Annotated in this window: 25 protein-coding genes; 11 read left to right on the top strand and 14 right to left on the bottom strand. The window is 54.6% G+C overall.

Annotation, left to right across the window (positions count from 1 at the left end; translation table 11 throughout):
- Positions 1-91: 91 nt before the first annotated feature.
- The 6 genes from ugpB to livK all read right to left on the bottom strand — a co-directional run bounded on the left by ugpB (position 92) and on the right by livK (position 6,568).
- Entirely contained in the window at positions 92-1,408 is a 1,317-nt protein-coding gene (gene ugpB, locus ACE15A_RS01315) for a sn-glycerol-3-phosphate ABC transporter substrate-binding protein UgpB (protein ID WP_046093893.1), read from the bottom strand.
- A gap of 311 nt (positions 1,409-1,719) precedes the next feature.
- Entirely contained in the window at positions 1,720-2,433 is a 714-nt protein-coding gene (gene livF, locus ACE15A_RS01310; protein WP_053507985.1) for a high-affinity branched-chain amino acid ABC transporter ATP-binding protein LivF, read from the bottom strand.
- A gap of 1 nt (position 2,434) precedes the next feature.
- A complete protein-coding gene (gene livG, locus ACE15A_RS01305; RefSeq protein ID WP_000082083.1) occupies positions 2,435-3,202 on the bottom strand; it encodes a high-affinity branched-chain amino acid ABC transporter ATP-binding protein LivG in 768 nt (255 codons plus the stop codon).
- Positions 3,199-4,476, bottom strand: coding sequence for a branched chain amino acid ABC transporter permease LivM (gene livM / locus ACE15A_RS01300; protein WP_053507986.1), 1,278 nt, complete (start codon positions 4,474-4,476; stop codon positions 3,199-3,201). The genes livG and livM overlap by 4 nt, the downstream gene beginning before the upstream one ends.
- The gene (gene livH / locus ACE15A_RS01295) at positions 4,473-5,399 is read right to left on the bottom strand and encodes a high-affinity branched-chain amino acid ABC transporter permease LivH (RefSeq protein ID WP_000003007.1); all 927 of its coding nucleotides are present in this window, start codon (positions 5,397-5,399) and stop codon (positions 4,473-4,475) included. Before livH ends, livM begins: the two co-directional genes overlap by 4 nt.
- 59 nt (positions 5,400-5,458) lie before the next feature.
- Positions 5,459-6,568 carry a high-affinity branched-chain amino acid ABC transporter substrate-binding protein LivK gene (livK, locus tag ACE15A_RS01290; RefSeq protein ID WP_053507987.1) on the bottom strand — a complete coding sequence of 370 codons (1,110 nt, stop codon included), beginning with the start codon at positions 6,566-6,568 and terminating at the stop codon, positions 5,459-5,461.
- Between the two features lie 422 nt (positions 6,569-6,990).
- Here livK and panM point away from each other — a divergent pair, with 422 nt between their 5' ends.
- Positions 6,991-7,374 (top strand): aspartate 1-decarboxylase autocleavage activator PanM, encoded by a 384-nt coding sequence (gene panM, locus ACE15A_RS01285; protein ID WP_000778869.1) that lies wholly within the window; start codon positions 6,991-6,993, stop codon positions 7,372-7,374.
- A 43-nt stretch (positions 7,375-7,417) separates the two neighbouring features.
- On the opposite strand, the gene ACE15A_RS01280 is transcribed toward panM, so the two are convergent.
- The 5 genes from ACE15A_RS01280 to ftsY all read right to left on the bottom strand — a co-directional run bounded on the left by ACE15A_RS01280 (position 7,418) and on the right by ftsY (position 13,065).
- Complete coding sequence (locus ACE15A_RS01280) at positions 7,418-8,521, bottom strand: branched-chain amino acid ABC transporter substrate-binding protein (protein ID WP_072158646.1); 1,104 nt, start codon at positions 8,519-8,521, stop codon at positions 7,418-7,420.
- Positions 8,522-8,770: 249 nt separating this feature from the next.
- Entirely contained in the window at positions 8,771-9,625 is an 855-nt protein-coding gene (rpoH, locus tag ACE15A_RS01275; protein WP_000159621.1) for an RNA polymerase sigma factor RpoH, read from the bottom strand.
- Between the two features lie 245 nt (positions 9,626-9,870).
- Positions 9,871-10,926 (bottom strand): permease-like cell division protein FtsX, encoded by a 1,056-nt coding sequence (ftsX, locus tag ACE15A_RS01270; RefSeq protein WP_001081707.1) that lies wholly within the window; start codon positions 10,924-10,926, stop codon positions 9,871-9,873.
- A complete protein-coding gene (gene ftsE / locus ACE15A_RS01265) occupies positions 10,919-11,587 on the bottom strand; it encodes a cell division ATP-binding protein FtsE (RefSeq protein ID WP_000617729.1) in 669 nt (222 codons plus the stop codon). Before ftsE ends, ftsX begins: the two co-directional genes overlap by 8 nt.
- Before the next feature lie 2 nt (positions 11,588-11,589).
- Complete coding sequence (gene ftsY / locus ACE15A_RS01260; RefSeq protein WP_053507989.1) at positions 11,590-13,065, bottom strand: signal recognition particle-docking protein FtsY; 1,476 nt, start codon at positions 13,063-13,065, stop codon at positions 11,590-11,592.
- Positions 13,066-13,190: 125 nt separating this feature from the next.
- On the opposite strand from ftsY, the gene rsmD reads away from it, so the two are divergent.
- The gene (gene rsmD / locus ACE15A_RS01255; RefSeq protein ID WP_000743275.1) at positions 13,191-13,787 is read left to right on the top strand and encodes a 16S rRNA (guanine(966)-N(2))-methyltransferase; all 597 of its coding nucleotides are present in this window, start codon (positions 13,191-13,193) and stop codon (positions 13,785-13,787) included.
- Entirely contained in the window at positions 13,777-14,046 is a 270-nt protein-coding gene (locus tag ACE15A_RS01250) for a DUF1145 family protein (RefSeq protein ID WP_000906762.1), read from the top strand. The genes rsmD and ACE15A_RS01250 overlap by 11 nt, the downstream gene beginning before the upstream one ends.
- Positions 14,047-14,067: 21 nt before the next feature.
- Here the strand turns inward: ACE15A_RS01250 and ACE15A_RS01245 are convergent, their stop codons facing one another.
- The gene (locus ACE15A_RS01245; RefSeq protein WP_000042850.1) at positions 14,068-14,439 is read right to left on the bottom strand and encodes a DUF2500 domain-containing protein; all 372 of its coding nucleotides are present in this window, start codon (positions 14,437-14,439) and stop codon (positions 14,068-14,070) included.
- A 141-nt stretch (positions 14,440-14,580) separates the two neighbouring features.
- Between ACE15A_RS01245 and ACE15A_RS01240 the strand changes: the two genes are divergently transcribed.
- The 3 genes from ACE15A_RS01240 to ACE15A_RS01230 all read left to right on the top strand — a co-directional run bounded on the left by ACE15A_RS01240 (position 14,581) and on the right by ACE15A_RS01230 (position 19,329).
- Complete coding sequence (locus tag ACE15A_RS01240; protein ID WP_000964735.1) at positions 14,581-15,207, top strand: lysoplasmalogenase; 627 nt, start codon at positions 14,581-14,583, stop codon at positions 15,205-15,207.
- 80 nt (positions 15,208-15,287) lie between these two features.
- Positions 15,288-17,486: a Zn(II)/Cd(II)/Pb(II) translocating P-type ATPase ZntA gene (zntA, locus tag ACE15A_RS01235; protein ID WP_053507990.1), complete on the top strand. Its 2,199-nt coding sequence runs from the start codon at positions 15,288-15,290 to the stop codon at positions 17,484-17,486.
- 199 nt (positions 17,487-17,685) lie between these two features.
- The gene (locus tag ACE15A_RS01230) at positions 17,686-19,329 is read left to right on the top strand and encodes a methyl-accepting chemotaxis citrate transducer (RefSeq protein WP_053507991.1); all 1,644 of its coding nucleotides are present in this window, start codon (positions 17,686-17,688) and stop codon (positions 19,327-19,329) included.
- Positions 19,330-19,352: 23 nt separating this feature from the next.
- Here the strand turns inward: ACE15A_RS01230 and tusA are convergent, their stop codons facing one another.
- Positions 19,353-19,598: a sulfurtransferase TusA gene (gene tusA / locus ACE15A_RS01225; RefSeq protein ID WP_001541054.1), complete on the bottom strand. Its 246-nt coding sequence runs from the start codon at positions 19,596-19,598 to the stop codon at positions 19,353-19,355.
- A 169-nt stretch (positions 19,599-19,767) separates the two neighbouring features.
- Between tusA and ACE15A_RS01220 the strand changes: the two genes are divergently transcribed.
- Together ACE15A_RS01220 and ACE15A_RS01215 are read left to right on the top strand one after the other, a co-directional pair.
- Complete coding sequence (locus ACE15A_RS01220; protein WP_053508032.1) at positions 19,768-20,433, top strand: 7-cyano-7-deazaguanine/7-aminomethyl-7-deazaguanine transporter; 666 nt, start codon at positions 19,768-19,770, stop codon at positions 20,431-20,433.
- Positions 20,434-20,505: 72 nt separating this feature from the next.
- Positions 20,506-21,063, top strand: a complete 558-nt coding sequence (locus ACE15A_RS01215) for a DcrB family lipoprotein (protein ID WP_023247822.1) — start codon at positions 20,506-20,508, stop codon at positions 21,061-21,063.
- Positions 21,064-21,066: 3 nt separating this feature from the next.
- Here the strand turns inward: ACE15A_RS01215 and ACE15A_RS01210 are convergent, their stop codons facing one another.
- Entirely contained in the window at positions 21,067-22,284 is a 1,218-nt protein-coding gene (locus ACE15A_RS01210) for an MFS transporter (RefSeq protein WP_064055964.1), read from the bottom strand.
- Between the two features lie 130 nt (positions 22,285-22,414).
- Here ACE15A_RS01210 and ACE15A_RS01205 point away from each other — a divergent pair, with 130 nt between their 5' ends.
- The 3 genes from ACE15A_RS01205 to nikR all read left to right on the top strand — a co-directional run bounded on the left by ACE15A_RS01205 (position 22,415) and on the right by nikR (position 24,587).
- Positions 22,415-23,464 (top strand): AI-2E family transporter, encoded by a 1,050-nt coding sequence (locus ACE15A_RS01205; protein ID WP_053507993.1) that lies wholly within the window; start codon positions 22,415-22,417, stop codon positions 23,462-23,464.
- Positions 23,465-23,515: 51 nt separating this feature from the next.
- Entirely contained in the window at positions 23,516-24,094 is a 579-nt protein-coding gene (acpT, locus tag ACE15A_RS01200) for a 4'-phosphopantetheinyl transferase AcpT (protein ID WP_023247819.1), read from the top strand.
- A gap of 91 nt (positions 24,095-24,185) precedes the next feature.
- Complete coding sequence (nikR, locus tag ACE15A_RS01195; protein ID WP_023247818.1) at positions 24,186-24,587, top strand: nickel-responsive transcriptional regulator NikR; 402 nt, start codon at positions 24,186-24,188, stop codon at positions 24,585-24,587.
- Positions 24,588-24,649 lie beyond the last annotated feature (62 nt).

Genomic DNA, 24,649 nt, shown 5'->3' with positions numbered 1-24,649 from the left:
CTGGAAGGTGCCGGATGGCGGTGCAAGCACCTTATCAGGCCTACAAACGCTGTAGGCCTGATAAGCGCAGCGCCATCCGGCACTTATACACTTAAGATTTGCTCGCTTTCTCAAAACGACGCAGCAACTGATTCCCGCGATCCACTGCGGTATCCAACGCCTGTTGTGGGGTTTTCTTCCCGGTCCAGACGCTTTCCAGCTCTTCGTCCACGATGGTACGAATCTGCGGCATATTGCCCAGACGCAAGCCTTTGGTGAAGGGTAACGGCGGCTTATTCAACATCTGGCGAGTGGCGATATCCGCACCGGGGTTTTTATCGTAATAACCCTGCTCGCGGGTCAGCTCGTAGGCGGCGGTGGTAATCGGCAGGTAGCCGGTTTTTTGATGCCATTCAGCAGCGTTTTCCGGTTTTGCCAGGAAGTCGAGGAATTTGGCGACGCCGGTATAGGTTTCTTTATCTTTACCCTGCATGACCCATAGGCTGGCTCCGCCGATAATGGCGTTTTGCGGCGCGCCCTTGATATCAGCGTCGTACGGCATCATACCCACGCCATAGTTAAATTTGGCATACTGGCGGATATTGGCGAGCGAACCGGAGGACGCGGTTGTCATCGCGCAGTCACCGTTATAAAACTTCTCGGTAGACTCGTCCTTACGCCCAACATAGCTAAAATCGCCTTTTTTATTCATCTCTTCCAGCAGCGCGATATGTTTCACCTGCTCTGGCTTATTAAACTCCAGCACCGCATCTGTACCGTCAAAGCCATTGTTTTTACTGGCGAAGGGGAGACCGTTCCAGGCGCTGAAGTTTTCCAGTTGGATCCAGCCTTGCCAGCCGCTGGCGTAACCGCATTTCATGCCTGCCGCTCTCAATTTCGCGGTATAGTCAGCCAGCTCCTGCCAGGTTTTCGGCGGCTGCTCCGGATCTAAACCGGCTTTCTTAAAGGCGTCTTTGTTGTAGTACAGCACCGGGGTAGAGCTGTTAAAAGGCTGGGAGAGCAGATGCCCGCTTTTGGCATCGGTGTAGTAGCCTGCAACGGTCGGTACAAACTGGGACTCGTCAAAGTTAATACCGGCGTCTTTAAACACTTCATAAACCGGCTTAATGGCTTTCGAGGCCATCATGGTCGCCGTCCCAACCTCATAAACCTGCAATATTGCCGGCGCGTTGCCAGTACGGAATGCCGCGATCCCGGCGCTCAGGTTCTGTTCATAATTGCCCTTATAGACCGGAACGATTTTGTAATCCGGATTGGCCTGGTTGAAACGTTGCGCCAGTGAATCAACTTCTTTGCCTAACTCCCCTTCCATTGAATGCCAGAAGGGAATAGTGGTGACGGCCAACGCCTGACCCGTAAATGCCAGAGTCAGCGCCAGTCCTAAAGCTGTATGTCGTAACGATATCATCGGTTATCTCTCTTTTTGTGCCGGGATGCGCGATATCACGCGTTTTATGTTCGCGGGGGTAACATGACATGTTCGAATGACAGAAAAATAACTTTTTTATTACAAAAAAAAGATAGTAAGCAGTCAGGGAGATGACAAGGCGATGAAAGGTCGGGGGAAGTAAAGTGAGAGCTGAAACACGTATAAACGCCTTATCAGACTCTGGTGACGCACCGCCGGATGACGACGCTGACGTGTCTTATCCGGCCTACGAAGGGTGTTGTAGGCCGGATAAGGTATGTACGCCGCCATCCGACATTTACCGCAAAGATTTATCCTCCCAGATAGGCGTTACGCACCGCTTCGTTCGCCAGAAGCCGTGCGCCGGTATCTTCTAAAACCACATGACCGTTTTCGAGTACGTAACCCCGATCGGCGAGCTTCAGCGCCTGGTTAGCGTTTTGCTCAACAAGGAAGATGGTCATGCCCTGCTCGCGCAACTGCTCAATGGTGTCGAAAATTTGCTGAATAATAATCGGCGCCAGCCCCAGCGACGGTTCATCCAGCAGCAATAGCCTCGGCTGGCTCATCAACGCGCGGCCAATCGCCAGCATCTGCTGTTCGCCGCCAGACATGGTGCCCGCTCGCTGGATACGGCGTTCATGCAGACGCGGAAACAGCTCGTACACCCATTTGATACGCTCCTGAAACCGATCGCGCTCGACAAAAAAACCGCCCATCGCCAGATTCTCTTCCACCGTCATCCGCGAGAAGACGCGCCGCCCTTCCGGCACTATCGCCACCGCTTCACGCATGATTTTCGCCGTCTGCCAGTCGGTGATGTCTTTACCGTCAAACACCATCCGTCCGCTGGAGGCACGCGGATCGCCGCACAAGGTGCCAAGCAGCGTCGTTTTCCCCGCGCCGTTAGCGCCAATCAGGGTAACGATTTCCCCCTGGTTGATGTGCAGACTGACGTCGTGCAGCGCCTGAATCTTGCCGTAGTGAGCGCTGACCTTTTCAAACGTTAACATCGTTTTTTCCATCTTATGCCTCACCCAGATAAGCGCGAATGACGTCCGGGTTGTTGCGGATCTCTTCCGGCGTGCCGTTCGCCAGCGGCGTGCCCTGATTCACCACGTAAATGCGATCGGAAATGCCCATCACCAGTTTCATATCGTGTTCAATCAGCAAGATAGTGGTGTTGTGATGGTTACGTAGTTCGGCAATCAGCTCATCCAGCTCTTTGGTCTCTTTAGGGTTAAGACCGGCCGCCGGTTCGTCGAGCATCAGAATTTCTGGCTGTGTCACCATGCAGCGGGCAATCTCCAGCCGACGCTGGTCGCCGTAGGCCAGATTACTGGCCTGGCGGTTGGCATGTTCAAGCAGGCCAATACGCTCAAGCCAGGTCGCCGCGCGGTCCAGCGCTTCGCTTTGCGCGCGGCGGAAAGCGGGCGTTTTCAACAGGCCGGAAAAGAGGCCCGTTTTCAGTTGCTGGTGCTGCGCTACCAGCAGGTTTTCAATCACCGTCATTTCGCGAAACAGACGCACATGCTGGAAAGTGCGCACCACGCCCATGCGGGCGATCTGCTGGCCCGGCAGTCCTTCCAGATGCCGCTCGCGCAGTGTGATCGTACCGCCTGTCGGCTTATAAAAACCGGTCAGACAGTTAAACACCGTGGTTTTACCCGCGCCGTTAGGGCCAATCAGCGACACAATTTCCCGCTCACGCAATTCCAGCGATACATTGTTGACCGCCAGCAAACCGCCAAAGCGCATCATCAGGCCGTTAACCGCTAATAATGGCTGACTCATGCCTGCTCTCCTTTCGCCTGACCATTTTTCAGCTTCAACTGCGGACGCGTCATCGGCAGCAATCCCTGCGGGCGCCAGATCATCATCAACACCATCAAACCGCCGAGCATCAACATGCTGTATTCGTTGAAGTCGCGCATCAATTCGCGCGATACCACCAGCAGAACCGCCGCCAGGATCACCGCAAACTGCGAGCCCATTCCGCCCAGCACCACAATCGCCAGCACGAAGGCGGACTCAGCGAAGGTGAAGGATTCCGGGCTGACAAAGCCCTGGCGGGCGGCAAACAACGTACCGGCGAAACCGGCAAACGCGGCGCTGATAGTAAAAGCGGTCAGCTTGATGCGCGTCGGGCTTAAGCCTAATGAACGACAAGCGATCTCATCTTCACGCAACGCTTCCCACGCCCGGCCCAGCGGCATCCGCAGCAGGCGGTTAATGACAAACAGCGACAAGACCACCAGCAGCAAGGCTACCAGATAGAGGAAGATGACCCGGTCGGACGGGTCGTACTTCACGCCAAAGAAATTGCTGAAGGTATCCCAGCCGCCTTCGCGGGTACTGCGGCTAAACTCCAGACCAAACAGCGTCGGTTTGGGGATCTGGCTAATGCCGTTCGGACCGCCGGTTACTTCGGTGTTGTTGAGCAGCAGAATACGGACGATTTCGCCGAAGCCGAGCGTCACAATCGCCAGATAGTCGCCGCGCAGGCGCAGTACCGGGAAGCCAAGCAGGAAACCGGCGGCAGCAGAGACCAATCCCGCCAGCGGCAGGCAAGTCCAGAAGCCCAAACCGTAATAGTGGTTGAGCAGCGCAAAGGTGTAGGCGCCGATGGCGTAAAAGCCGCCATAGCCCAATACCAGCAGACCGGACAGCCCCACCACCACGTTCAGCCCCAGACCGAGGATGATATAAATCATGGTCAGGGTGGCGATATCCACGCTACCGCGCGACACCATAAACGGCCACGCCACGGCGATAACCAGCAGCGCTATCAAAAACAGCTTTTGCTTAACGGTAGAGCCATCGATCGCCGGCAGAATAAACTTCGGTCCGGAGACGTTCTTCACCGCTTTCTGGCACATCGGACGCAGCAACTGAAAGAAAAAGACCACTGCCGTACCGATAAAGATCCACTGCCAGCGGATGTCGGCGGCGGTATCCACCACCAGCCTGGTGCCGTCCAGCTCCAGTTGTACGCCCATGAAGACGCCAGCCAGAACGAAAAACATCGCCGCAGAGAACAGAGCCATCGCAATATGCATCGGTTTCATACTTTCTCTACCTCCGGACGACCCAGGATACCGGTCGGCATCACCAGCAGTACCAGAATCAGCAGAGCGAACGACACGACATCTTTATATTCGGTACTTAAATATGCAGACGAGAGCGCTTCGGCGACGCCCAAAATCAGACCGCCAATCATCGCGCCCGGAATGCTGCCAATACCGCCCAGCACCGCCGCGGTGAACGCTTTCATCCCGGCCATAAAACCGATGTAGGGGTTAATCACGCCGTAAAATTGTCCGAGCAGAACGCCCGCCACCGCCGCCATTGCCGCACCGATAACAAACGTTAGCGCAATGACGCGGTCGGTATTAATGCCGAGCAGGCTGGCCATTTTCAGATCCTCCGCACAGGCGCGGCAGGCGCGGCCCATCCGGGAGTAGCGAATGAAAATGGTTAGCGCCAGCATAGCCAGAAAGGTGACTATCCAGATAACTGCCTGCATGGTGGTGATGGACGCGGAAAAGTTTTCGCTGCTGCCCACAATCCACTGGCCGTTGAACAGGCTGGGCAACGCCACGTCGCGCGAACCTTCCGTCAGGCTGACGTAGTTTTGCAGGAAGATAGACATCCCGATGGCGGAAATCAGGGCTATCAGGCGTTTGGAGTTGCGCACGGGCCGGTAAGCGACTCGCTCAATACTCCAGCCGTAGGCGCTGGCAATAATAATCGCGCCGATAAATCCGGCGGCCACCAGTAGCCAACTGGTGTCGATCCCCATCATCATTAGCGCGGCGATAATCATAAAAGAGACGTAGCTGCCGATCATGTACACCTCGCCATGAGCGAAGTTGATCATGCCGATAATGCCGTACACCATCGTATAACCGATAGCAATCAGCGCGTAGGTGCTTCCCAGCGTGACGCCGTTAAACATCTGCTGCAAGAAATAGAGAAACTGCTCGGACATAAGGTAACCTTTTTAAACCCGCCCGGCGTGCGGGCGGTGGGATAACTTATCTTCTGGCATTACTTCGCGACGGTTGACGAGCCGTCGGCGTGCCACTGGAAGACGCCAAATTCAAATCCCTTAAGATCGCCTTTTTCATCCCATTTCAGCGGCCCAATGACGGTATCAGCCCCGTTCGCTTTAAGATCTTTCACCAGATCCAGCGGAGCATGGCTGGCGCTACGCGCCATTGCGGTCGCCAGTGACTGGACGGCGGCGTAGGTGATCCAGACGTACGGGCCGCTGGGATCTTTCTTGTCGGCTTTCAGCGCCTCGACAATCGCCTTATTCGCCGGGTCCTGGTCATAACGTTTTGGCATCGTCACCAACATGCCTTCCGCCGCACCGCCCGCAATATTGGACAGCGACGCGTTACCCACGCCTTCCGGCCCCATAAATTGCGTTTTCAGGCCATTAGCCCGCGCCTGGCGCAGCATCTGCCCCATTTCCGGGTAGTAGCCGCCGTAATACACAAAGTCGATATTCTCTTTTTGTAAGCGGGCAATCAGGGCGGAGAAATCTTTTTCGCCGGCGGTAATACCATCAAAAAAGACAATATTGGCACTGCCCTGCTTCAGGCCATCCTGCACGGAGCGTGCCAGTCCTTCGCCGTATTGCTGTTTATCGTGAATGATAGCGATACGTTGCGGTTTCACCGTTTCCAGGATGTATTTCGCGGCCGTTGGCCCCTGGGAGGAGTCCAGGCCGGCGGTACGCATAATGTACTGATAGCCGCGCTGGGTCAGCTCCGGGTTAGTCGCCCCCGGGGAGATCATCAGAATACCTTCATCTTCATAGATATCGGAAGCCGGCTGGGTAGAAGAAGAACATAAGTGACCAATAACGTACTGAATGCCGTCGTTAACGATTTTGTTGGCCACCGCCACCGCCTGTTTTGGATCGCAGGCATCATCGTATTCCACGCCGACCAGCTTATCGCCTTTAATACCGCCTTTAGCGTTGATGTCTTTAATGGCCTGGCGCGCGCCGTTAAATTCCATATCGCCCCATTGCGCTACCGGGCCGGACATCGCCCCGACTACGGCGACTTTAATATCGTCTGCCATTGCCCCCTGCGAGGCTGCTAATGCAACGATCCCTGCGATTATCGTTTTCGCTTTCCGTTTCATGTGCCTGTATCCCCATTCGTGATGTTATATATTTTGTGTTTTGCTGGTTAAAAAGCAGACTGTGCTTTTTATAAACGGTGCGCTTTTTGCCTGTCTCATTAATGGGTTAGCGCAGCATTTAAAGCATAATGAGATTAAAATCTCTATTTTTCAGTCTATTAAGGAAAGATAATATTCTGCTTTTAGCTATAGATAAACAAAAAAAATTGCACTTGTCAGCATAAAATAACGGTATATTAAGCGGAATAATTCACTAGCATTCAGGGGATTATGCTGCCTGTTTTTCATTCTCTAATGTTTCAAACTGTAGTTATCGTTGTTAAAAAATTAATAACCTGGTAAATGACACAAAAAAGAGAAAGCATCTGGCCTGACTATTTCGGTACACTGATCGCATCTTTTGAAATCGGGACAAGCCGTCGATGAAGCTGACCATTCTTCGTTTAGAACACTTTAGCGCTCAGGATCAGATCGATCTGGGCAAAATCTGGCCGGAATATTCCGCCTCCTCATTAAGCGTAGATGAAACGCACCGGATTTATGCCGCGCGGTTTAACGAGCGTTTGTTGGGCGCCGTAAGAGTAACGCTGAGCGGGACGCAGGGCGCACTGGATTCGCTACGCGTGCGTGACGTGACGCGCCGTCGTGGCGTCGGGCAATACCTGGTAGAAGAAGTCATCCGCGATAACCCCAATGTCTCGTCGTGGTGGATGGCGGATGTCGGTGTTGAAGACCGCGGCGTTATGGCGGCGTTTATGCAGGCGTTAGGCTTTACCGCCCAACATGACGGCTGGGAGAAGCGCTAAAAAAGCCGGATGGCGACTACTGAATGCGCCATCCGGCTAACGACTATTTGGCGTCGGTCGCCGTCCCGTTCGCATGCCAGGTAAATACGCCGAACTCAAAGCCTTTCAGATCGCCTTTCTCATCCCACGACAGCGGTCCCATTACGGTGTCGACCGTGGCGCCTTTCAGGTATTTGGCGATTTCCGCCGGATCGTCAGACTGATTCAAACCCGCCTGCAATGATTGCAACGCCGCATAGGTTGTCCAGACAAACGCGCCGCTAGGATCTTGTTTCTTCGCTTTGATGGCGTCCACAATCGGTTTGTTCGCCGGGACCTGATCGTAGTTCTTCGGTTTGGTGACCAGCATCCCTTCGGCAGACTCTCCGGCGATGTTAGACAGCGAGACATTCGCCACCCCCTCCGGCCCCATAAACTGGGTTTTCAGCCCTGCGGCGCGAGACTGGCGTAAAATCTGCCCCATTTCCGGGTGATAACCGCCGTAGTAGACAAAGTCGATATTTTCTTTTTTCAGACGCGCTACCAGAGTGGAGAAATCTTTTTCACCGGCGGTAATACCATCAAAGAACACGACGTTAGCGCCGCCTTTCTTCAGACCGTCCTGCACCGCGCGCGCCAGCCCTTCGCCGTACTGCTGCTTATCGTGGATAATCGTGATACGCTGCGGTTTTACCTTCTCCAGAATATACTTTGCCGCCGTTGGTCCCTGGTCAGAGTCCAGACCGGTCGTGCGCAGGATCAGGTTATAGCCGCGCGCGGTCAGCTCCGGCGCGGTCGCTGCCGGGGTTATCATCAGGATGCCTTCGTCTTCGTAGATATCAGACGCTGGCTGTGTGGAAGAGGAGCATAAGTGACCGATAACATACCTGATGCCGTCGTTCACCACTTTGTTAGCGACAGCTACTGCCTGCTTCGGGTCACAGGCGTCGTCATATTTCACCGCGACGAGCTTATCGCCTTTAATACCGCCTTTCGCATTGATATCGGCAATCGCCTGTTCCGCACCGGTAAATTCCTGGTCGCCATACTGCGCCACCGGACCGGACATCGCGCCGACAACCGCGACTTTAATGTCGTCTGCGAATGCCATATGGCTTAACGACAGGGCGATACATCCTGCCAATAACGTTTTACCCTTCATATTCATCCTGATAATCCCCATTCTTCTGGTTGTTACGTGTGTTGTGATGTTATTGTTCAGCACTTTATTTCGATTATTGGCCTACCGCTCGTGCTTTAGCAGCATACTCTGCTAAAACATACCCGATTTTGATAGTTTTTGAATAGTTAATTTGACAATTGAATAACAATTTAATGACAGGGTGAGCGAACTCAATGATAAAAACAAAAAAACCCCGGATTTACATCCAGGGTTTTACGGGTCGTGAAGGGGAAGTTACGCTTCGATCGCGGCGCGAAGCTTTTTCATGGCGTTCTTTTCAAGCTGGCGCACACGCTCAGCGGAGACGCCGTAACGATCGGCCAGCTCCTGCAACGTAGACTTATTGTCTTCGTCCAGCCAGCGAGCGCGGATAATATCCTGGCTACGCTCGTCGAGCCCCTGCATCGCATCGGTCAGTCGGTTGGCGGCCTGCTCTTCCCAGTTATCGTCTTCAATGCCGTCGGCAAAGTTAGACGATTTATCCTGCAGATACAGCACCGGCGCCATTGGCTGGCTGTCGGACTCATCGTCCGAAGACATGTCAAACGTCATGTCCTGCGCCGCCATACGCGACTCCATCTCACGCACGTCTTTACTGGAAACACCCAGTTCGCGCGCCACCATTTCAACCTCATCCTGATTAAACCAGCCCAGACGCTGCTTGGTTTTACGCAGATTAAAGAACAGCTTACGCTGCGCTTTCGTGGTTGCGACTTTAACGATACGCCAGTTACGCAGCACGTATTCGTGAATTTCTGCTTTAATCCAGTGTACGGCGAAGGAAACCAGGCGCACGCCTACTTCCGGGTTAAAACGACGTACGGCTTTCATCAGGCCGATGTTGCCTTCCTGGATCAAATCCGCCTGCGGCAGACCATAGCCCGCATAGTTACGAGCAATATGAACAACAAAGCGCAGGTGAGACAGGATCAGCGTTTTAGCTGCTTCCAGATCGCCCTGGTAATGCAGCCTTTCAGCCAATGCCCGCTCCTCGTCAGCCGATAACATCGGCCACGCGTTCGCCGCCCGGATATAAGATTCCAGGTTGCCAACAGGGGCTAAAGCTAAATTTTGCATTTCTTTGGTCATTCAAATCCTCTCAATCAGTATTGCCTGGCACCGTCAGCGAGCAACAACCGTGCCAAAGCCGATGAGCAACGAGAATATCACCCACTCTTTTATCAGACAGTGATTTTATCCACAAGTTCAATGTAACACTGTGCATAATTTGCACAAATCTTGTGACATAAAGATGACGCGCGGGGAAGAGACAACAGGGACTCTTTCCCTGCGAACGGAAGCCCATTGCAGGGAAAGATTATACCACGATTTTATCAATCGGGAGTAAAGTGACGTAAATGTTGCACCGTGGCCAACCAGGCGGCGATCCAGCCAATCATGGAACAGACCAGCAGCAGCAACAGGCACTCATCGAACGATAAGCCATTGAGATCAAACTTCGTGCCGAAGACCTGCGCCACTTCAGTCACCGCCGATGATAAACGCATCACCAAAATTTCAGACAATATCAGTGAAAGAAACGCGCCGGAAAAACCGAGCAACGCGCCGCCGTAGAGGAACGGACGCAGGATAAAGCCATCGGTCGCGCCAATCAGCTTTTGCACGTTAATGGTGTCGCGACGGGCAAAAATGCTCAGACGCACGCTGTTGCCGATAACGAGGAAGACCGCCGCGACCATCAGCACGCCGATCATCGCCGACACACGGCCCACCAGCCCGGTGAGCGCCGCCAGGCGCGCAAACCAGCTATCATCCATGCGGACTTCGTCAATGCCGTTAATCTGCGAGATACGGTCGCGCAGCGTATTAAGCGAGGCGGTACTTTGAAAGTCCAGCTTGGGGATCACCACCGCCACCGCCGGTAGCGGGTTCTCTTCCAGCATATCCAGCGCGCCGCCAAAACCCGACCAGTTGCGGAATTCTCCCAGCGCGTCCTCACGGGACAGGTAGTTGACCTTCTCAACGCCCTGCTCGGCCTGAAGCTGCCCAACGACCCGCGCCGCCGCATCATCATCCAGCGTTTTTTGCAGATAAACGGTGATCTGCGGCGACGGATAATACTGAGTCGCCGCCTGGTTGACGTTCTTATAGACCATGTAACAGACGCTGGGCAGCGTCAGGGAGATGGCGATCACCATCACCGTCAGAAACGTCGCCAGCGGTTTGCTTTTCAGATCCTGCAGCGCGCCGTGCCAGGCATAGCGCACCTGCTCATTAAAGACGTTCGTTTTACGTGAGTTCGGTTTCGGCGTCGGCTTCTGGCGTCCTGGCGCGTTGCGCCCGCCGCCTGTTCCGCCGCGAGACTTACGCAGTCGATCCAACCGTCCGCCGAACTGCCTGATTTGGTTAATCGCGTCGCGCCTATTCATTGGCCAGGCCTCCATGCAGATGTCCATCGCTCAGGACGAGCTGCCTATAGGAACGACGGGAGATAAGTCCAATATCGTGCGTCGCCATCAGTACCGTCACCCCTACGCGGTTAAACTCTTCAAACAGACGTAAAATCCCTTCCGACAACGCGTCGTCCAGGTTCCCGGTCGGTTCATCCGCCAGCAATACCGCTGGCTTATTGACCACCGCGCGGGCGATGCCCACGCGCTGTTGTTCGCCTCCGGAGAGTTGAATCGGGAAGTTTCTCGCTTTGTCCAGTAGTCCAACCTTATCCAGCGCCGCCGACACACGACGACGGATATCATCGCCGCTGGCACCGGCAATGATTAACGGTATCGCCACATTGTCATAGACCGTGCGATCCATCAGCAGATGGTGATCCTGGAAAATCATCCCAATCTGGCGGCGCAAAAACGGCACTTCGCGGTTTTTCAGGCGCGTAATATCATGCCCGCTGAAGAAGATTTTGCCGGCGCTGGGCCGCTCAATCCCACAGATTAGCTTCAGCAGGGTACTTTTCCCCGCGCCGGAGTGGCCGGTCAGAAACGCCATCTCGCCTGGCCGCATATGGAATGTCACTCCCTGCAGCGCTTGTCTCCCGCCGAGATAGGCCTTGCTGACATGTTCAAAGCGAATCATTGTTAATCCTCTCGGGCAAAAAGTGCCTCAATAAAATCGTCCGCCTTAAACGGACGCAAATCCTCGATACGTTCGCCCACGCCAATGTAACGAATAGGAATGCCAAACTGGTCAGCTACCGAGAAAATCACCCCGCCTTTCGCCGTACCGTCCAGCTTGGTCAGGGTAATACCGGTTAAGCCTACCGCTTCATGGAACAGTTTGGCCTGGCTTACCGCGTTCTGTCCGGTGCTGGCGTCAATGGTCAGCATAACTTCATGTGGCGCTTCTTCGTCCAGCTTTTTCATGACGCGAACGATTTTTTTCAGCTCTTCCATCAGGTGCGACTTGTTCTGCAAACGCCCTGCCGTATCGGCAATTAACACATCCACATTACGCGCCTTCGCGGCCTGGATAGCGTCAAAAATCACCGAGGCGGAGTCCGCGCCGGTATGCTGGGCGATAACCGGAATGTTGTTACGCTGTCCCCAGACCTGTAGCTGTTCGACCGCCGCCGCGCGGAAAGTATCCCCCGCCGCCAGCATCACTGATTTACCCTGCTGCTCAAACTGGCGCGCCAGTTTACCGATAGTGGTGGTTTTACCCACGCCGTTCACGCCAACCATCAGAATAACAAAAGGCGTTTTACCTTCAATATTAAGCGGTTCGTCTACCTTCGCCAGAATCTCGCCCATCTCGTCTTTCAACAGACCATACAGCGCCTCGGCATCTTTAAGCTGTTTGCGGCTGGCGCCTTCCGTCAGATTAGCGATAATCTTACGCGTGGTTTCCACCCCGACATCAGCGATGAGCAACTGCTCTTCCAGCTCCTCGAACAAATCATCGTCGATTTTCTTGCCGCGGAACAGACTGATAAATCCGGAACCGAGATTTTCTTTGGTTTTCAGCAGGCTGCGTTTCAGGCGGGCAAAGAAACCTTCTTTAGTCGGTTTTTCCTGCTCCTGAACGATCGCTTCCACCGGCGCGTCTTCTTCCGCTGGCGGAACAACCATCACCGCCTCTTCCGCCGCCTGAGCGGCCAGCGCCTGCGCTTCCAGCTCTTCGTCGGTGAATTTCGCCGCGTTTTCGCCCTCTTCTTCTACCGCGGCAATGACCTCTACGGTTTCCGCTTCGGCCTGCCACTCTTCCGGCGAGATAGCCTCGTCTTTGACCTCTTCCGGCAGCGGCAATTCTTCGCGTTCCACCGCGATCTGCGGCGCTGCCGTCTCAACAGCCGTCGCGGGCTCCGGCTCTACCGGCTGCGGTTTTTCGCTCTCCTGAACTTTCTCAGTAACGTCCACCACCTCTTCCGCAAAGGCTTCGGTTTCTGCTTTGCTGTGCGCGGGCGTTTGCGCGTCTATGTCTGCCGCCGTTTCAACAGGGGGCTCAACCGGTCGTTGTTCCTCAACAATCTGCTGTTCTTCGGTCTGTTCCTGCTTCTGCTCTTTACCACCGAAGCCCAACCAGGAAAAGAAGCCACGTTTTTTCTGTTTTGCCATCTGCGACTACACCCCTCGCGGCGCTATATACATGGAAGCTAAAAAAATGATGAAATAGTCTATCACTTAACTTAATTCACATCACCGCCTGGAATAACTTGCAACAGGCGGTTCGAGCAAGAGAAATGAAAAAACCGACTCACTCTGGCAGCGGCCAAATCCGCATTATTGGCGGGCAATGGCGTGGCCGTAAATTACCGGTTCCGGACAGCCCGGGTCTGCGTCCCACCACCGATCGCGTGCGCGAAACGTTATTTAACTGGCTGGCTCCGGTAATGGTAGACGCCCATTGTCTGGATTGCTTTGCCGGCAGCGGCGCTCTGGGCCTGGAGGCGCTATCGCGTTATGCGGCCCAGGCAACGTTACTGGAAATGGATCGCGCCGTATCGCAGCAGTTGCAAAAAAATCTGGCGACGCTGAAAGCCAACAATGCTCGCGTCGTCAATACCAATACTCTGGCCTTCCTCAGCCAGCCGGGAACGCCGCATCACGTCGTCTTTGTCGACCCGCCGTTTCGTAAAGGGCTGCTGGAAGAGACGTTACAATTGCTGGAAACCCAGGGATGGCTGGCCGACGACGCGCTAATCTACGTAGAAAGCGAGGTGGAAAACGGTCTGCCGCCCGTTCCGGCGAACTGGGCATTGTATCGAGAAAAGGTGGCCGGACAGGTCGCTTATCGTCTGTATCAGCGCGACGCGCAAGGAGAAAATGATGTTGATTAATCTGGGCCGCTTATTAATGCTCTTCGTGTGGGCATTTTTGATTCTTAATCTGGTGCAACCCTTCCCGCGCCCGCTCAATATCTTCGTCAACGTGGCGTTGGTGTTCATGGCGCTGATGCACGGTATGCAGTTGGCGTTGCTGAAATCAACGATACCGAAAGAGGGTCCGCAGATGACGACGGGAGAGAAAATCCGCATTTTCCTGTTCGGCGTGTTTGAGCTGCTGGTCTGGCAGAAGAAGTTTAAGAACAAAAAATAACGTTTGCTGCCGGATGACGGTTTATTCGTTATCCGGGGTACGGCTAACAAACCCGACGAACCGCGTTCCCTTATAGCTCAGCGTACCTTGATCGCCCACCGTCAAAGCGTGGTACTGCTGCGCTTGTAAACGGAACGTTTTTTCCAGACCGCCATTGAGCGGCTTAAAACTTGCCTCATAGCGCATACTGGTTCCCGCCGGGCTCACTTCCTGCTGGCGAGAGCGTCGGTCATTAACCGGCTTCTCCCGTTTATTGCTGACCACGACCAGCTTTTGCTGTAACGGCGCCGCCTCATTAGCGGCTTTTTCCCGCCGTTGCTGAACGAAGCGGAACGACGCGGCAACTACGATTAATGCAATGATTATAATGAAGAAAAGCGGTGGCTTACTCATACTGTTAACCTGTCAGAAAATGCGGAAATAAGCATACCCTGCCCGTTATAGTGTTGTCATCTGACCGTCACGGCCTCTACACTGAATAATAGAGCCGCAAGCATACCGTTTGCGAAAAAATAACGAATTCAAGGAATTAAGATGCTTTGGTCGTTTATCGCTGTCTGCCTGTCCGCATGGCTGTATGTGGACGCCTCCTATCGCGGGCCAGCCTGGCAACGCTGGGTTTTTAAGCCCGTCACGTTATTACTGTTGCTGTTACTGGCCTGGCAAGCGCCGATGTTTGACGCCATCAGTTATCTTGTGTTGGCCGGGCTGTGCGCCTCGCTGGTCGGCGATGCGTTAACGCTCTTACCGCGTCAACGCCTGCTGTACGCCGTCGGGGCATTTTTCTTATCGCATCTGCTCTACACCATTTACTTTGCCAGCCAAATGACGTTGTCGTTCTTCTGGCCGCTGCCGCTGGCGTTACTGATAGTCGGCGCGTTGCTTATCGCCGTTATCTGGACGCGACTGGAGGAGCTACGCTGGCCGGTGTGTACTTTTATCGCCATGACGCTGGTCATGGTCTGGCTGGCGGGCGAACTGTGGTTCTTCCGTCCAACGGCGCCAGCCCTTTCGGCCTTTACCGGCGCGACGCTGCTGTTCATCGGCAATATCGTCTGGCTGGGTAGCCATTACCGCCGCCGTTTCCGGGCGGATAACGCGATTGCCGCCGCCTGCTACTTTGCCGGACACTTCCTGATTGTTCGCTCGCTGTACCTGTAAATAATAGCGCTTGACTCTGGAGTCGACTCCAGAGTGTATCCTCCGGTTAATGAGAAAATTATCATCAACTGGAGGACGTTATGTCGACCCCTGATACCGATGGCAAAAAAGTCCCGCCCTTTACCTCCTTCAGATTAGCCCCGGCAATACAGAAGGCCGATAGCTGCTGCTGCGAAGAACATTGCGCGTCCAGCGCGCCTGTTTCTACTGCCGTGGCAGGCACGCGCTATACCTGGAAAATCTCCGGCATGGACTGCGCCGCCTGTGCCCGAAAAGTGGAGAATGCGGTACGCCAAATTCGCGGCGTCAACCAGGCGCAAGTGCTGTTCGCCACCGAAAAGTTAGTGGTCGATGCCGACACCGACCTCCGCGCGCAAATTGAACGCGCCGTACAGAAGGCGGGTTATACCTTGCGTAGCGAAGATTCGCGCGACGCCACGCCTGAATCTCGTCTTAAAGAGAACCTGCCGCTTATTACGCTGATCATTATGATGGCGATAAGCTGGGGGCTGGAGCAATTTAACCACCCGTTCGGCCAACTGGCCTTTATCGTCACCACCCTGGTCGGTCTGTATCCTATTGCCCGTCAGGCACTGCGGCTGATGAAAAGCGGCAGTTGGTTCGCTATTGAAACGCTAATGAGCGTCGCCGCCATTGGCGCGCTGTTTATTGGCGCGACGGCGGAGGCGGCAATGGTATTGCTGCTGTTCCTCATCGGCGAGCGCCTGGAAGGATGGGCCGCCAGCCGCGCCCGTAAAGGCGTCAGCGCGTTAATGGCGCTTAAACCGGAAACGGCGACCCGTCTGCGCGACGGCGTACGGGAAGAGGTCGCTATTAATACCCTGCGACCGGGCGATATTATCGAAGTCGCCGCCGGGGGGCGTTTACCCGCCGACGGTAAACTGGTTTCCGGTTTCGCCAGCTTTGATGAAAGCGCGCTCACCGGCGAGTCTATCCCAGTGGAGCGCGCAACGGGCGACAAAGTCCCGGCAGGCGCGACCAGCGTTGACCGTCTCGTCACCCTGGAGGTGTTATCTGAACCTGGCGCCAGCGCGATTGACCGTATCCTGACGCTGATTGAAGAGGCGGAAGAGCGCCGTGCGCCCATTGAGCGGTTTATTGACCGTTTCAGCCGCATCTATACGCCAGTCATTATGGTCATCGCGCTGCTGGTGACGCTTATTCCGCCGCTGATGTTCGATGGCGGCTGGCAGGAGTGGATTTATAAAGGGCTGACGCTGCTATTAATCGGTTGCCCGTGCGCGCTGGTGATCTCCACGCCCGCGGCCATTACCTCCGGGCTGGCGGCGGCGGCACGGCGCGGCGCATTGATTAAAGGCGGCGCAGCGCTGGAGCAACTGGGCCGTATCACGCAGGTCGCCTTTGATAAAACCGGTACGTTGACCATCGGTAAACCACGGGTGACGGCGATTCATCCGGCAAGCGGTATCAGCGAGGCTGAACTGTTGGCGCTGGCGGCAGCCGTAGAACAAGGCGCTACGCACCCGCTGGCGCAGGCTATTGTCCGCGAAGCGCAGACACGCGATCTGGCGATCCCGACGGCGGAATCGCAGCGAACGCTGGCCGGCACCGGAATTGAAGCGCAGGTTAACGGCGAACGTATTCTGATTTGCGCGGCGGGAAAACAGCCTGCGGCAGCGTTTGCCGGGCAAATTAGCGAACTGGAAAACGCCGGGCAGACGGTGGTTCTGGTGCTACGTAACGAGACCGTTGTTGGCGTCCTCGCCCTCCAGGATACGTTGCGTGACGATGCGCGCGACGCCATCCGCGATCTGCATCAGTTAGGCGTTAACGGCGTGATTCTGACCGGCGATAACCCACGGGCGGCGGCAGCGATTGCCGGCGAGCTGGATCTGGCGTTTAAAGCCGGGCTACTGCCGGAAGACAAGGTGCGGGCAGTCACCGCCCTTAACCAACAAGCGCCGCTGGCCATGGTGGGCGACGGCATTAATGATGCGCCCGCGATGAAAGCCGCCAGTATCGGAATTGCGATGGGCAGCGGTACTGACGTCGCGCTGGAAACGGCTGACGCTGCCCTTACTCATAACCGTCTGCGCGGGTTAGCGCAGATGATTACGCTGGCGCGCGCTACCCACGCGAATATCCGGCAGAACATCACCATTGCGCTGGGGCTGAAAGCCATTTTTCTGGTGACGACGCTACTGGGTTTTACCGGGCTATGGCTGGCAATCCTGGCGGATACGGGAGCCACGGTATTGGTGACCGCCAACGCGCTACGTTTGCTGCGTAAAAACTAATCTTCTCCCGCCCGGCGGCGTCGTGTCGCCGGGTTATCCCGCGATATTCCTTTCTTTGTACATATTATTCACGCGAAAATTATTTATTTTCTATTACTTATCAAACCATTAATCAGAAATAGCGTGAGTTGATGTAAGGTTAATTTTTATCCAACCGATATTGATCATACCGTCTACAAAATAAGGAATGTTAGGCACTATGAAAAATATCAAAGTCATCACCGGCGTTATCGCGACGCTGGGCATATTTAGCGCCTTATTGCTGGTGACAGGAATACTGTTTTATTCCGCCGTCAGCAGCGATCGGCTGAATTTCCAGAATGCGAGCGCACTGAGTTACCAACAACAGGAACTGGGCGGCAGTTTTCAGACATTGATTGAAACCCGCGTTACCATTAACCGCGTGGCGATACGCATGTTAAAAAATCAGCGCGATCCCGCCTCGCTGGACGCCATGAACACGCTGTTAACCAACGCTGGCGCGTCGCTCAACGAAGCGGAAAAGCATTTCAACAACTACGTGAACTCCGAAGCGATCGCGGGAAAAGATCCGGCGTTGGATGCCCAGGCCGAAGCCAGCTTCAAGCAGATGTATGACGTTTTGCAGCAGTCTATCCACTATCTTAAAGCCGATAATTACGCCGCCTATGGCAACCTCGACGCGCAAAAAGCGCAGGATGACATGGAGCAGGTATATAACCAGTGGCTCTCTCAAAATGCGCAATTAATAAAATTAGCCAGCGATCAGAATCAGAGCAGCTTTACCCAGATGCAATGGACGCTGGGGATAATTCTACTTATCGTGCTCGTCGTGCTGGCGTTTATCTGGCAGGGGCTTCAACGCGTTCTACTACGCCCGCTGCAACGGATTATGGCGCACATTCAAACTATCGCCGACGGCGATCTCACCCATGAGATAGAGGCCGAAGGACGCAGTGAAATGGGCCAACTGGCCGCCGGTCTCAAAACGATGCAGCAGTCGTTAATCCGTACCGTCAGCGCGGTGCGCGATAACGCGGACTCTATCTATACTGGCGCAGGCGAAATTTCCGCAGGCAGCAGCGACCTCTCTTCCCGAACCGAACAGCAGGCCTCGGCGCTGGAGGAGACCGCCGCCAGCATGGAACAGTTAACCGCCACGGTACGACAAAACTCCGATAACGCACGACAGGCGACCGGTCTGGCGAAAACAGCATCAGAAACCGCGCGTAAAGGAGGACGCGTGGTGGATAACGTAGTGCACACCATGAATGATATCGCCGAAAGTTCGGAAAAAATCGTGGACATCACCAGCGTGATTGACGGTATCGCCTTCCAGACCAATATCCTGGCGTTAAACGCCGCGGTAGAAGCAGCCCGCGCCGGCGAACAGGGGCGAGGATTCGCGGTCGTGGCCGGAGAGGTACGCACGCTGGCCAGCCGTAGCGCGCAGGCCGCCAAAGAGATCAAAGTGTTGATTGAAAACTCCGTGTCGCGCATTGATACCGGCTCTACGCAGGTACGCGAAGCTGGAGAAACCATGAAAGAGATCGTCACCGCCGTGACCCGCGTGACCGATATTATGGGCGAAATCGCCTCTGCCTCCGATGAGCAAAGCAAAGGCATTGAGCAGGTGGCGCAGGCGGTATCGGAAATGGACAGCGTGACGCAGCAAAACGCCTCACTGGTAGAGGAGTCCGCAGCGGCGGCGGCGGCGCTGGAAGATCAGGCTAACGAACTTCGTCAGGCGGTCGCCGTGTTCCGCATCCAGAAACAGCCTCGTCGGGAGGCGCCGCCGACGCCGTTAAGCAAAGGCTTAACGCCACAACCCGCCGCAGAACAGGCGAGCTGGGAAAGCTTCTAATCAGCATGCTATCTGCCGTACGGTTAATGCGCTTTACGCAGTAAATAGCGGTACGGCAAACCCTCCGTCTCTTGCGCCAGCAGATCGTGTTCCATAAAGGTACAGAACCCAGGAATATCACGCGTCGTCGCCGGATCGTCGGCGATAATCAGCAATGTTTCGCCAGTTTGCATGTTGCGCACCGTTTTGCGCACCATCATTACCGGTTCAGGACAACGCAGCCCCAGGGCGTCAAGCGTATGGTCAGGGGAGGAAAACAGATCGCTCATCTTTGTCTCAATCGTAAAAAAACGGCGATATTTTACGCCCATCTTCGTCAGTAAGCCAGGCAGGTTAACGATTGCGTGAAAATTAGCCATTGCAATGCCAGCGCAAAACAGTATTATGCGGCGGTTCTTTATTGGGTTCCCTCACCCCATCCAACAAAAAGGTCACAATATGACTCCGTTTACACAATCACAGCGCATAAAAGCGTTGTTCTGGCTATCGCTATTCCATTTACTGGTAATCATTTCCAGTAACTATCTGGTGCAGCTCCCCATCACTATTTTTGGTTTCCACACCACCTGGGGCGCGTTTAGTTTTCCTTTTATTTTTCTCGCCACCGATCTTACCGTGCGTATTTTTGGCGCACCGCTGGCGCGCCGCATTATCTTCGCCGTCATGCTCCCCGCGCTGCTGGTGTCGTATGTGGTGTCATCGCTGTTCTATATGGGCGTCTGGCAAGGTTTCGCTGCGTTGGCGAACTTTAATCTGTTTGTCGCCCGTATCGCCGCCGCCAGCTTTATGGCCTACGCGCTGGGACAGATCCTTGATGTCCATGTGTTTAACCGTCTGCGCCAAAATCGCCGCTGGTGGCTGGCGCCGACCGCCTCAACGCTGTTTGGCAATATCAGCGATACTCTTGCCTTTTTCTTTATTGCGTTCTGGCGAAGCCCCGATGCCTTTATGGCCGAGCACTGGATGGAAATTGCGCTGGTGGACTATTGCTTCAAGGTGCTCATCAGCATTATTTTCTTCCTGCCGATGTACGGCGTTTTACTGAATATGTTGCTGAAAAGGCTGGCAGATAAATCTGAAATTTCCCCATTACTGGCAAGTTAAAGGTTCGTTTTCTGAGTTGTGATAAGATGAGCGAATGAGCCGTTATGGCTGTTTATCGAAAGGAAGAAGTCAATGCGCAATTTGGTTAAATATGCCGGTATTGGCCTGCTGGTTATGGGGCTTGCGGCCTGTGATAACAACGATACAAAAGCACCGGCAGAAGGTGCCGCCGCAGAAAGTCAGGCCTCCGGGCAGCCCGTCAGCCTGATGGATGGCAAACTCAGTTTCTCACTGCCGGCGGATATGACCGATCAGAGCGGTAAGCTGGGCACCCAGGCCAATAATATGCACGTTTATTCTGACCCAACGGGCCAGAAAGCGGTGATTGTCATCGTCGGCGATAATACCGATGAACCGCTGTCGGTGCTGGCGAACCGCCTGCTCGAGCAACAGCGTAGCCGCGACCCTCAGCTTCAGGTAGTCACCAATAAGTCTATTGAGCTCAAAGGCCATACGTTGCAACAACTGGACAGTATTATCTCCGCGAAGGGACAGACGGCGTATTCTTCCATCGTGCTGGGCAAAGTGGATAACCAATTGCTGACGATTCAGGTCACACTGCCTGCGGACAATCAGCAAAAAGCGCAAACCACGGCTGAAAACATCATCAATACGTTGGTTATTCAGTAACCTTTACGACGATGATGCGGCCTCCGGCAGTGCAGACGGAGGCCGTTTTTTTAAGCGCCAGGTAAGCAATAGCGCCATCGCTACCAGCCCGGCCGCCACCAGATAGATCACCGGCACGCCCGCCCAGGCCATCACCAGCCCCGCCAGCGGCCCGGTAATCCCCAAAGATAGATCCATAAATACGGTGTAAGTCGCCAGCGCCGCGCCCTGGTTCTGCGGCGGCACCGCTTTGACGGCCACCACGCCCAGCGCCGGAAAGACCAGAGAAAACCCCATACCGGTGAGCAAAACGCCGATTTTCGCCATCCACGGCATGGCTGCCGTCCCAACCAGTAACAGACCAATAATCTCCACGCCAAAGCAGATCATCGCAACATTCAACCCGCCCAAGCGATTGATGCCGTTAGGGAACAGCAAACGCGTACCGACAAACGCGATGCTAAATAACGTGAGCGCAAAGGCGGCGCCATCCCAGTCTTTAGCATCATAAAATAAGGTAATAAACGTCGCGATAACGCCAAACCCTGCCGATGCCAGGGACAACGCCATACCATACAGCCAGACACGCCCCAGCACCGCGCGAAACGGCAGCGGTTTGCCTTTGTTCGCCTTCACCGACGGACGTGGAAGCGCTAACAGTACCGCCAACAGAGCTACGCCCATCACCGTTAGCGCCAGTCCCTGTAACCCGCCCCAGGCATAACACAGCACGCCCAGCGGCGCGCCCATCGCCATTGCGCCGTAGGTGACGATACCGTTCCAGGAGATGACCCGACCAATATGCAACGACCCAACGACGCCGACGCCCCACAGTGTCGAACCGGTGCCGGCAAAACTTTGTCCAATCCCCAAAATCACGCGACCAAGCCCCAGTAGCAACAAACTGATCATGGGCCAGTTGTCGGCGATATCCGCCAGCAGGTAGCCGAGTCCGCTTAAAAAACAACCGAACAAGCCAAAGACAACGATTTTTTTCGGCCCTAATACATCCGCATACCGCCCGGCATGGGGACGGCTTAACAGAGTGGCGAAGTATTGCAGGCTGATAATAAGCCCCGCCCAGAACGCGCTGAATCCCATCGCATCATGCACATAGCCGGGCAAGACGGCGAGTGGCAGGCCGATAGTCAGGTAGCTGGCAAAGTTAAACATCACAATGGAGACGATACGCAGATTGAGGCGCAATCCATTTAGCGCCGGTTCAGCGACGGGTTCGGGCATGAGTATCACCGCATTTTTACATCATGTTTTCATTTCTATCATGGCGCGCGGTGAAAATCAGTAGTGAGATTCAGATTATCGGTATCAGGTCAGCCGCTACACTTAGAAAAAACACAACAAGGAAAACTTCATGGTAACCGCTCAGCCCGACAAAACGGGTATGCATATTCTGCTGAAACTGGCCTCCCTGGTCATCATTCTCGCCGGGATTCATGCCGCGGCGGATATTATTGTACAACTCTTGCTGGCGCTCTTTTTCGCCATCGTTCTTAATCCTTTAGTGACCTGGTTTATTCGCCGGGGCGTGAAGCGACCGCTGGCGATTACTATCGTGGTGGTCGTCATGCTGATTGTGCTTACCGCGCTGGTGGGCGTGCTTGCCGCATCGCTTAATGAATTTATCGCCATGCTGCCTAAATACAGTAAGGAACTGACGCGTAAGGTCTTACACCTTCAGGAGTTAATGCCCTTTCTGAATTTACATATGTCGCCGGAACGTATGCTCCGCGGGATGGATTCCGATAAAATTATGCTCTTCACCACGACATTAATGACCGGTGTATCGGGCGCGATGGCAAGCATTGTGCTGCTGGTGATGACCGTGGTTTTTATGCTGTTTGAGGTACGCCATGTGCCTTATAAATTACGTTTTGCGCTTAACAATCCACAAATCCATATTGCCGGCCTGCATCGCGCCCTGAAAGGCGTCTCGCATTATCTGGCGCTGAAAACGCTGCTCAGTCTGTGGACGGGCGCGATTATCTGGCTGGGGCTGGCGTTAATGGATATTCAGTTTGCGCTAATGTGGGGCGTACTGGCCTTTTTGCTCAATTACGTTCCTAATATCGGCTCGGTGATTTCCGCCGTTCCGCCCATGATTCAGGCGCTGTTATTTAACGGTTTTTACGAATGCGTACTGGTCGGCGCGCTCTTTTTGGTGGTCCATATGGTGATTGGCAACATTATGGAGCCACGCATGATGGGTCATCGTCTGGGAATGTCCACGCTGGTGGTATTTCTCTCGTTACTGGTCTGGGGATGGCTATTAGGCCCGGTAGGGATGCTATTGTCCGTTCCCTTGACCAGCGTTTGCAAAATCTGGATGGAAACCACTAAAGGCGGCAGCAAACTGGCAATCTTACTGGGGCCAGGCCGACCGAAAAGCCGTTTACCGGGATGAGGCGACAGATGCTACAATCACCTCCTCTTTATATGCAACGTTGGTCCTGATATGTACCAGATCGTTCTGGGAAAAGTGTCCACATTAAGCGCAGGTCAATTGCCCGACGCGTTAATCGCCCAGGCGCCGCAGGGCGTTCGCCGGGCAAGCTGGCTGGCCGGGCGCGTGCTGCTTTCCCGTGCGCTCTCGCCGCTACCGGAGATGGTGTATGGCGAACAGGGCAAACCAGCTTTTTCCGCCGGAACGCCGCTGTGGTTTAACCTCAGCCATAGCGGCGACACTATTGCTCTGTTGCTTAGCGATGAAGGTGAAGTCGGCTGCGATATTGAAGTGATTCGTCCGCGCGATAACTGGCGTTCGCTGGCAAATGCGGTATTCAGTCTCGGCGAACATGCTGAAATGGAAGCGGAACGTCCGGAGCGACAACTGGCGGCATTCTGGCGTATCTGGACGCGTAAAGAAGCCATCGTGAAACAACGCGGCGGCAGCGCCTGGCAAATCGTCAGCGTGGACAGCACATTGCCCTCTGCGTTGTCGGTCAGCCAGTGTCAGCTCGATACGCTCAGCCTGGCAGTCTGCACCCCCACGCCTTTTACGCTGACTTCGCAGACGATAACGAAAGCGCAATGACACATTAATTTTTCCCTCTGGCGCCGGACGTGTGTTACAAAATGCGGAGCTTTCCATGCGCCGACGCGCCATACCAAAAGGTTTAAGTCAGATGCAACGTGTCACCATCACCCTCGATGACGATTTACTGGAAACGCTGGACAGCCTGAGCCAGCGACGCGGCTATAATAACCGCTCCGAAGCGATCCGCGATATTCTGCGCGGCGCTCTGGCGCAGGAGGTCACCCAGGAACACGGTACGCAGGGTTTCGCGGTACTTTCGTATGTTTATGAACATGAGAAACGGGATTTAGCCAGCCGCATCGTCTCCACCCAGCATCATCATCATGATTTATCCGTCGCCACGCTGCACGTCCATATCAACCACGATGACTGTCTGGAGATCGCCGTTCTGAAAGGCGATATGGGCGACGTACAGCATTTTGCCGATGATGTTATCTCCCAGCGCGGCGTGCGCCACGGCCACTTACAGTGTTTGCCGAAAGAAGACTAACGCCTCAGCGCCTTGCCGGGAGCGCTTCGCTTGCCCGGCCTACGTCCGCACGTCTGTAGGCC

Origin of the sequence: Salmonella sp. HY31 (assembly GCF_042604575.1) — a bacterium.
GTDB classification, from domain to species: Bacteria; Pseudomonadota; Gammaproteobacteria; order Enterobacterales; family Enterobacteriaceae; genus Salmonella; species Salmonella diarizonae.
This window is presented reverse-complemented; position numbering and strand designations above follow the sequence as displayed.

What these genes read in the sequence shown, in the direction of transcription:
- ugpB (WP_046093893.1), bottom strand. Translation starts at nt 1,408, where the DNA reads ATGATATCGTTACGACATACAGCTTTAGGACTGGCGCTGACTCTGGCA.
- livF (WP_053507985.1), bottom strand. Translation starts at nt 2,433, where the DNA reads ATGGAAAAAACGATGTTAACGTTTGAAAAGGTCAGCGCTCACTACGGC.
- livG (WP_000082083.1), bottom strand. Translation starts at nt 3,202, where the DNA reads ATGAGTCAGCCATTATTAGCGGTTAACGGCCTGATGATGCGCTTTGGC.
- livM (WP_053507986.1), bottom strand. Translation starts at nt 4,476, where the DNA reads ATGAAACCGATGCATATTGCGATGGCTCTGTTCTCTGCGGCGATGTTT.
- livH (WP_000003007.1), bottom strand. Translation starts at nt 5,399, where the DNA reads ATGTCCGAGCAGTTTCTCTATTTCTTGCAGCAGATGTTTAACGGCGTC.
- livK (WP_053507987.1), bottom strand. Translation starts at nt 6,568, where the DNA reads ATGAAACGGAAAGCGAAAACGATAATCGCAGGGATCGTTGCATTAGCA.
- panM (WP_000778869.1), top strand. Translation starts at nt 6,991, where the DNA reads ATGAAGCTGACCATTCTTCGTTTAGAACACTTTAGCGCTCAGGATCAG.
- ACE15A_RS01280 (WP_072158646.1), bottom strand. Translation starts at nt 8,521, where the DNA reads ATGAATATGAAGGGTAAAACGTTATTGGCAGGATGTATCGCCCTGTCG.
- rpoH (WP_000159621.1), bottom strand. Translation starts at nt 9,625, where the DNA reads ATGACCAAAGAAATGCAAAATTTAGCTTTAGCCCCTGTTGGCAACCTG.
- ftsX (WP_001081707.1), bottom strand. Translation starts at nt 10,926, where the DNA reads ATGAATAGGCGCGACGCGATTAACCAAATCAGGCAGTTCGGCGGACGG.
- ftsE (WP_000617729.1), bottom strand. Translation starts at nt 11,587, where the DNA reads ATGATTCGCTTTGAACATGTCAGCAAGGCCTATCTCGGCGGGAGACAA.
- ftsY (WP_053507989.1), bottom strand. Translation starts at nt 13,065, where the DNA reads ATGGCAAAACAGAAAAAACGTGGCTTCTTTTCCTGGTTGGGCTTCGGT.
- rsmD (WP_000743275.1), top strand. Translation starts at nt 13,191, where the DNA reads ATGAAAAAACCGACTCACTCTGGCAGCGGCCAAATCCGCATTATTGGC.
- ACE15A_RS01250 (WP_000906762.1), top strand. Translation starts at nt 13,777, where the DNA reads ATGTTGATTAATCTGGGCCGCTTATTAATGCTCTTCGTGTGGGCATTT.
- ACE15A_RS01245 (WP_000042850.1), bottom strand. Translation starts at nt 14,439, where the DNA reads ATGAGTAAGCCACCGCTTTTCTTCATTATAATCATTGCATTAATCGTA.
- ACE15A_RS01240 (WP_000964735.1), top strand. Translation starts at nt 14,581, where the DNA reads ATGCTTTGGTCGTTTATCGCTGTCTGCCTGTCCGCATGGCTGTATGTG.
- zntA (WP_053507990.1), top strand. Translation starts at nt 15,288, where the DNA reads ATGTCGACCCCTGATACCGATGGCAAAAAAGTCCCGCCCTTTACCTCC.
- ACE15A_RS01230 (WP_053507991.1), top strand. Translation starts at nt 17,686, where the DNA reads ATGAAAAATATCAAAGTCATCACCGGCGTTATCGCGACGCTGGGCATA.
- tusA (WP_001541054.1), bottom strand. Translation starts at nt 19,598, where the DNA reads ATGAGCGATCTGTTTTCCTCCCCTGACCATACGCTTGACGCCCTGGGG.
- ACE15A_RS01220 (WP_053508032.1), top strand. Translation starts at nt 19,768, where the DNA reads ATGACTCCGTTTACACAATCACAGCGCATAAAAGCGTTGTTCTGGCTA.
- ACE15A_RS01215 (WP_023247822.1), top strand. Translation starts at nt 20,506, where the DNA reads ATGCGCAATTTGGTTAAATATGCCGGTATTGGCCTGCTGGTTATGGGG.
- ACE15A_RS01210 (WP_064055964.1), bottom strand. Translation starts at nt 22,284, where the DNA reads ATGCCCGAACCCGTCGCTGAACCGGCGCTAAATGGATTGCGCCTCAAT.
- ACE15A_RS01205 (WP_053507993.1), top strand. Translation starts at nt 22,415, where the DNA reads ATGGTAACCGCTCAGCCCGACAAAACGGGTATGCATATTCTGCTGAAA.
- acpT (WP_023247819.1), top strand. Translation starts at nt 23,516, where the DNA reads ATGTACCAGATCGTTCTGGGAAAAGTGTCCACATTAAGCGCAGGTCAA.
- nikR (WP_023247818.1), top strand. Translation starts at nt 24,186, where the DNA reads ATGCAACGTGTCACCATCACCCTCGATGACGATTTACTGGAAACGCTG.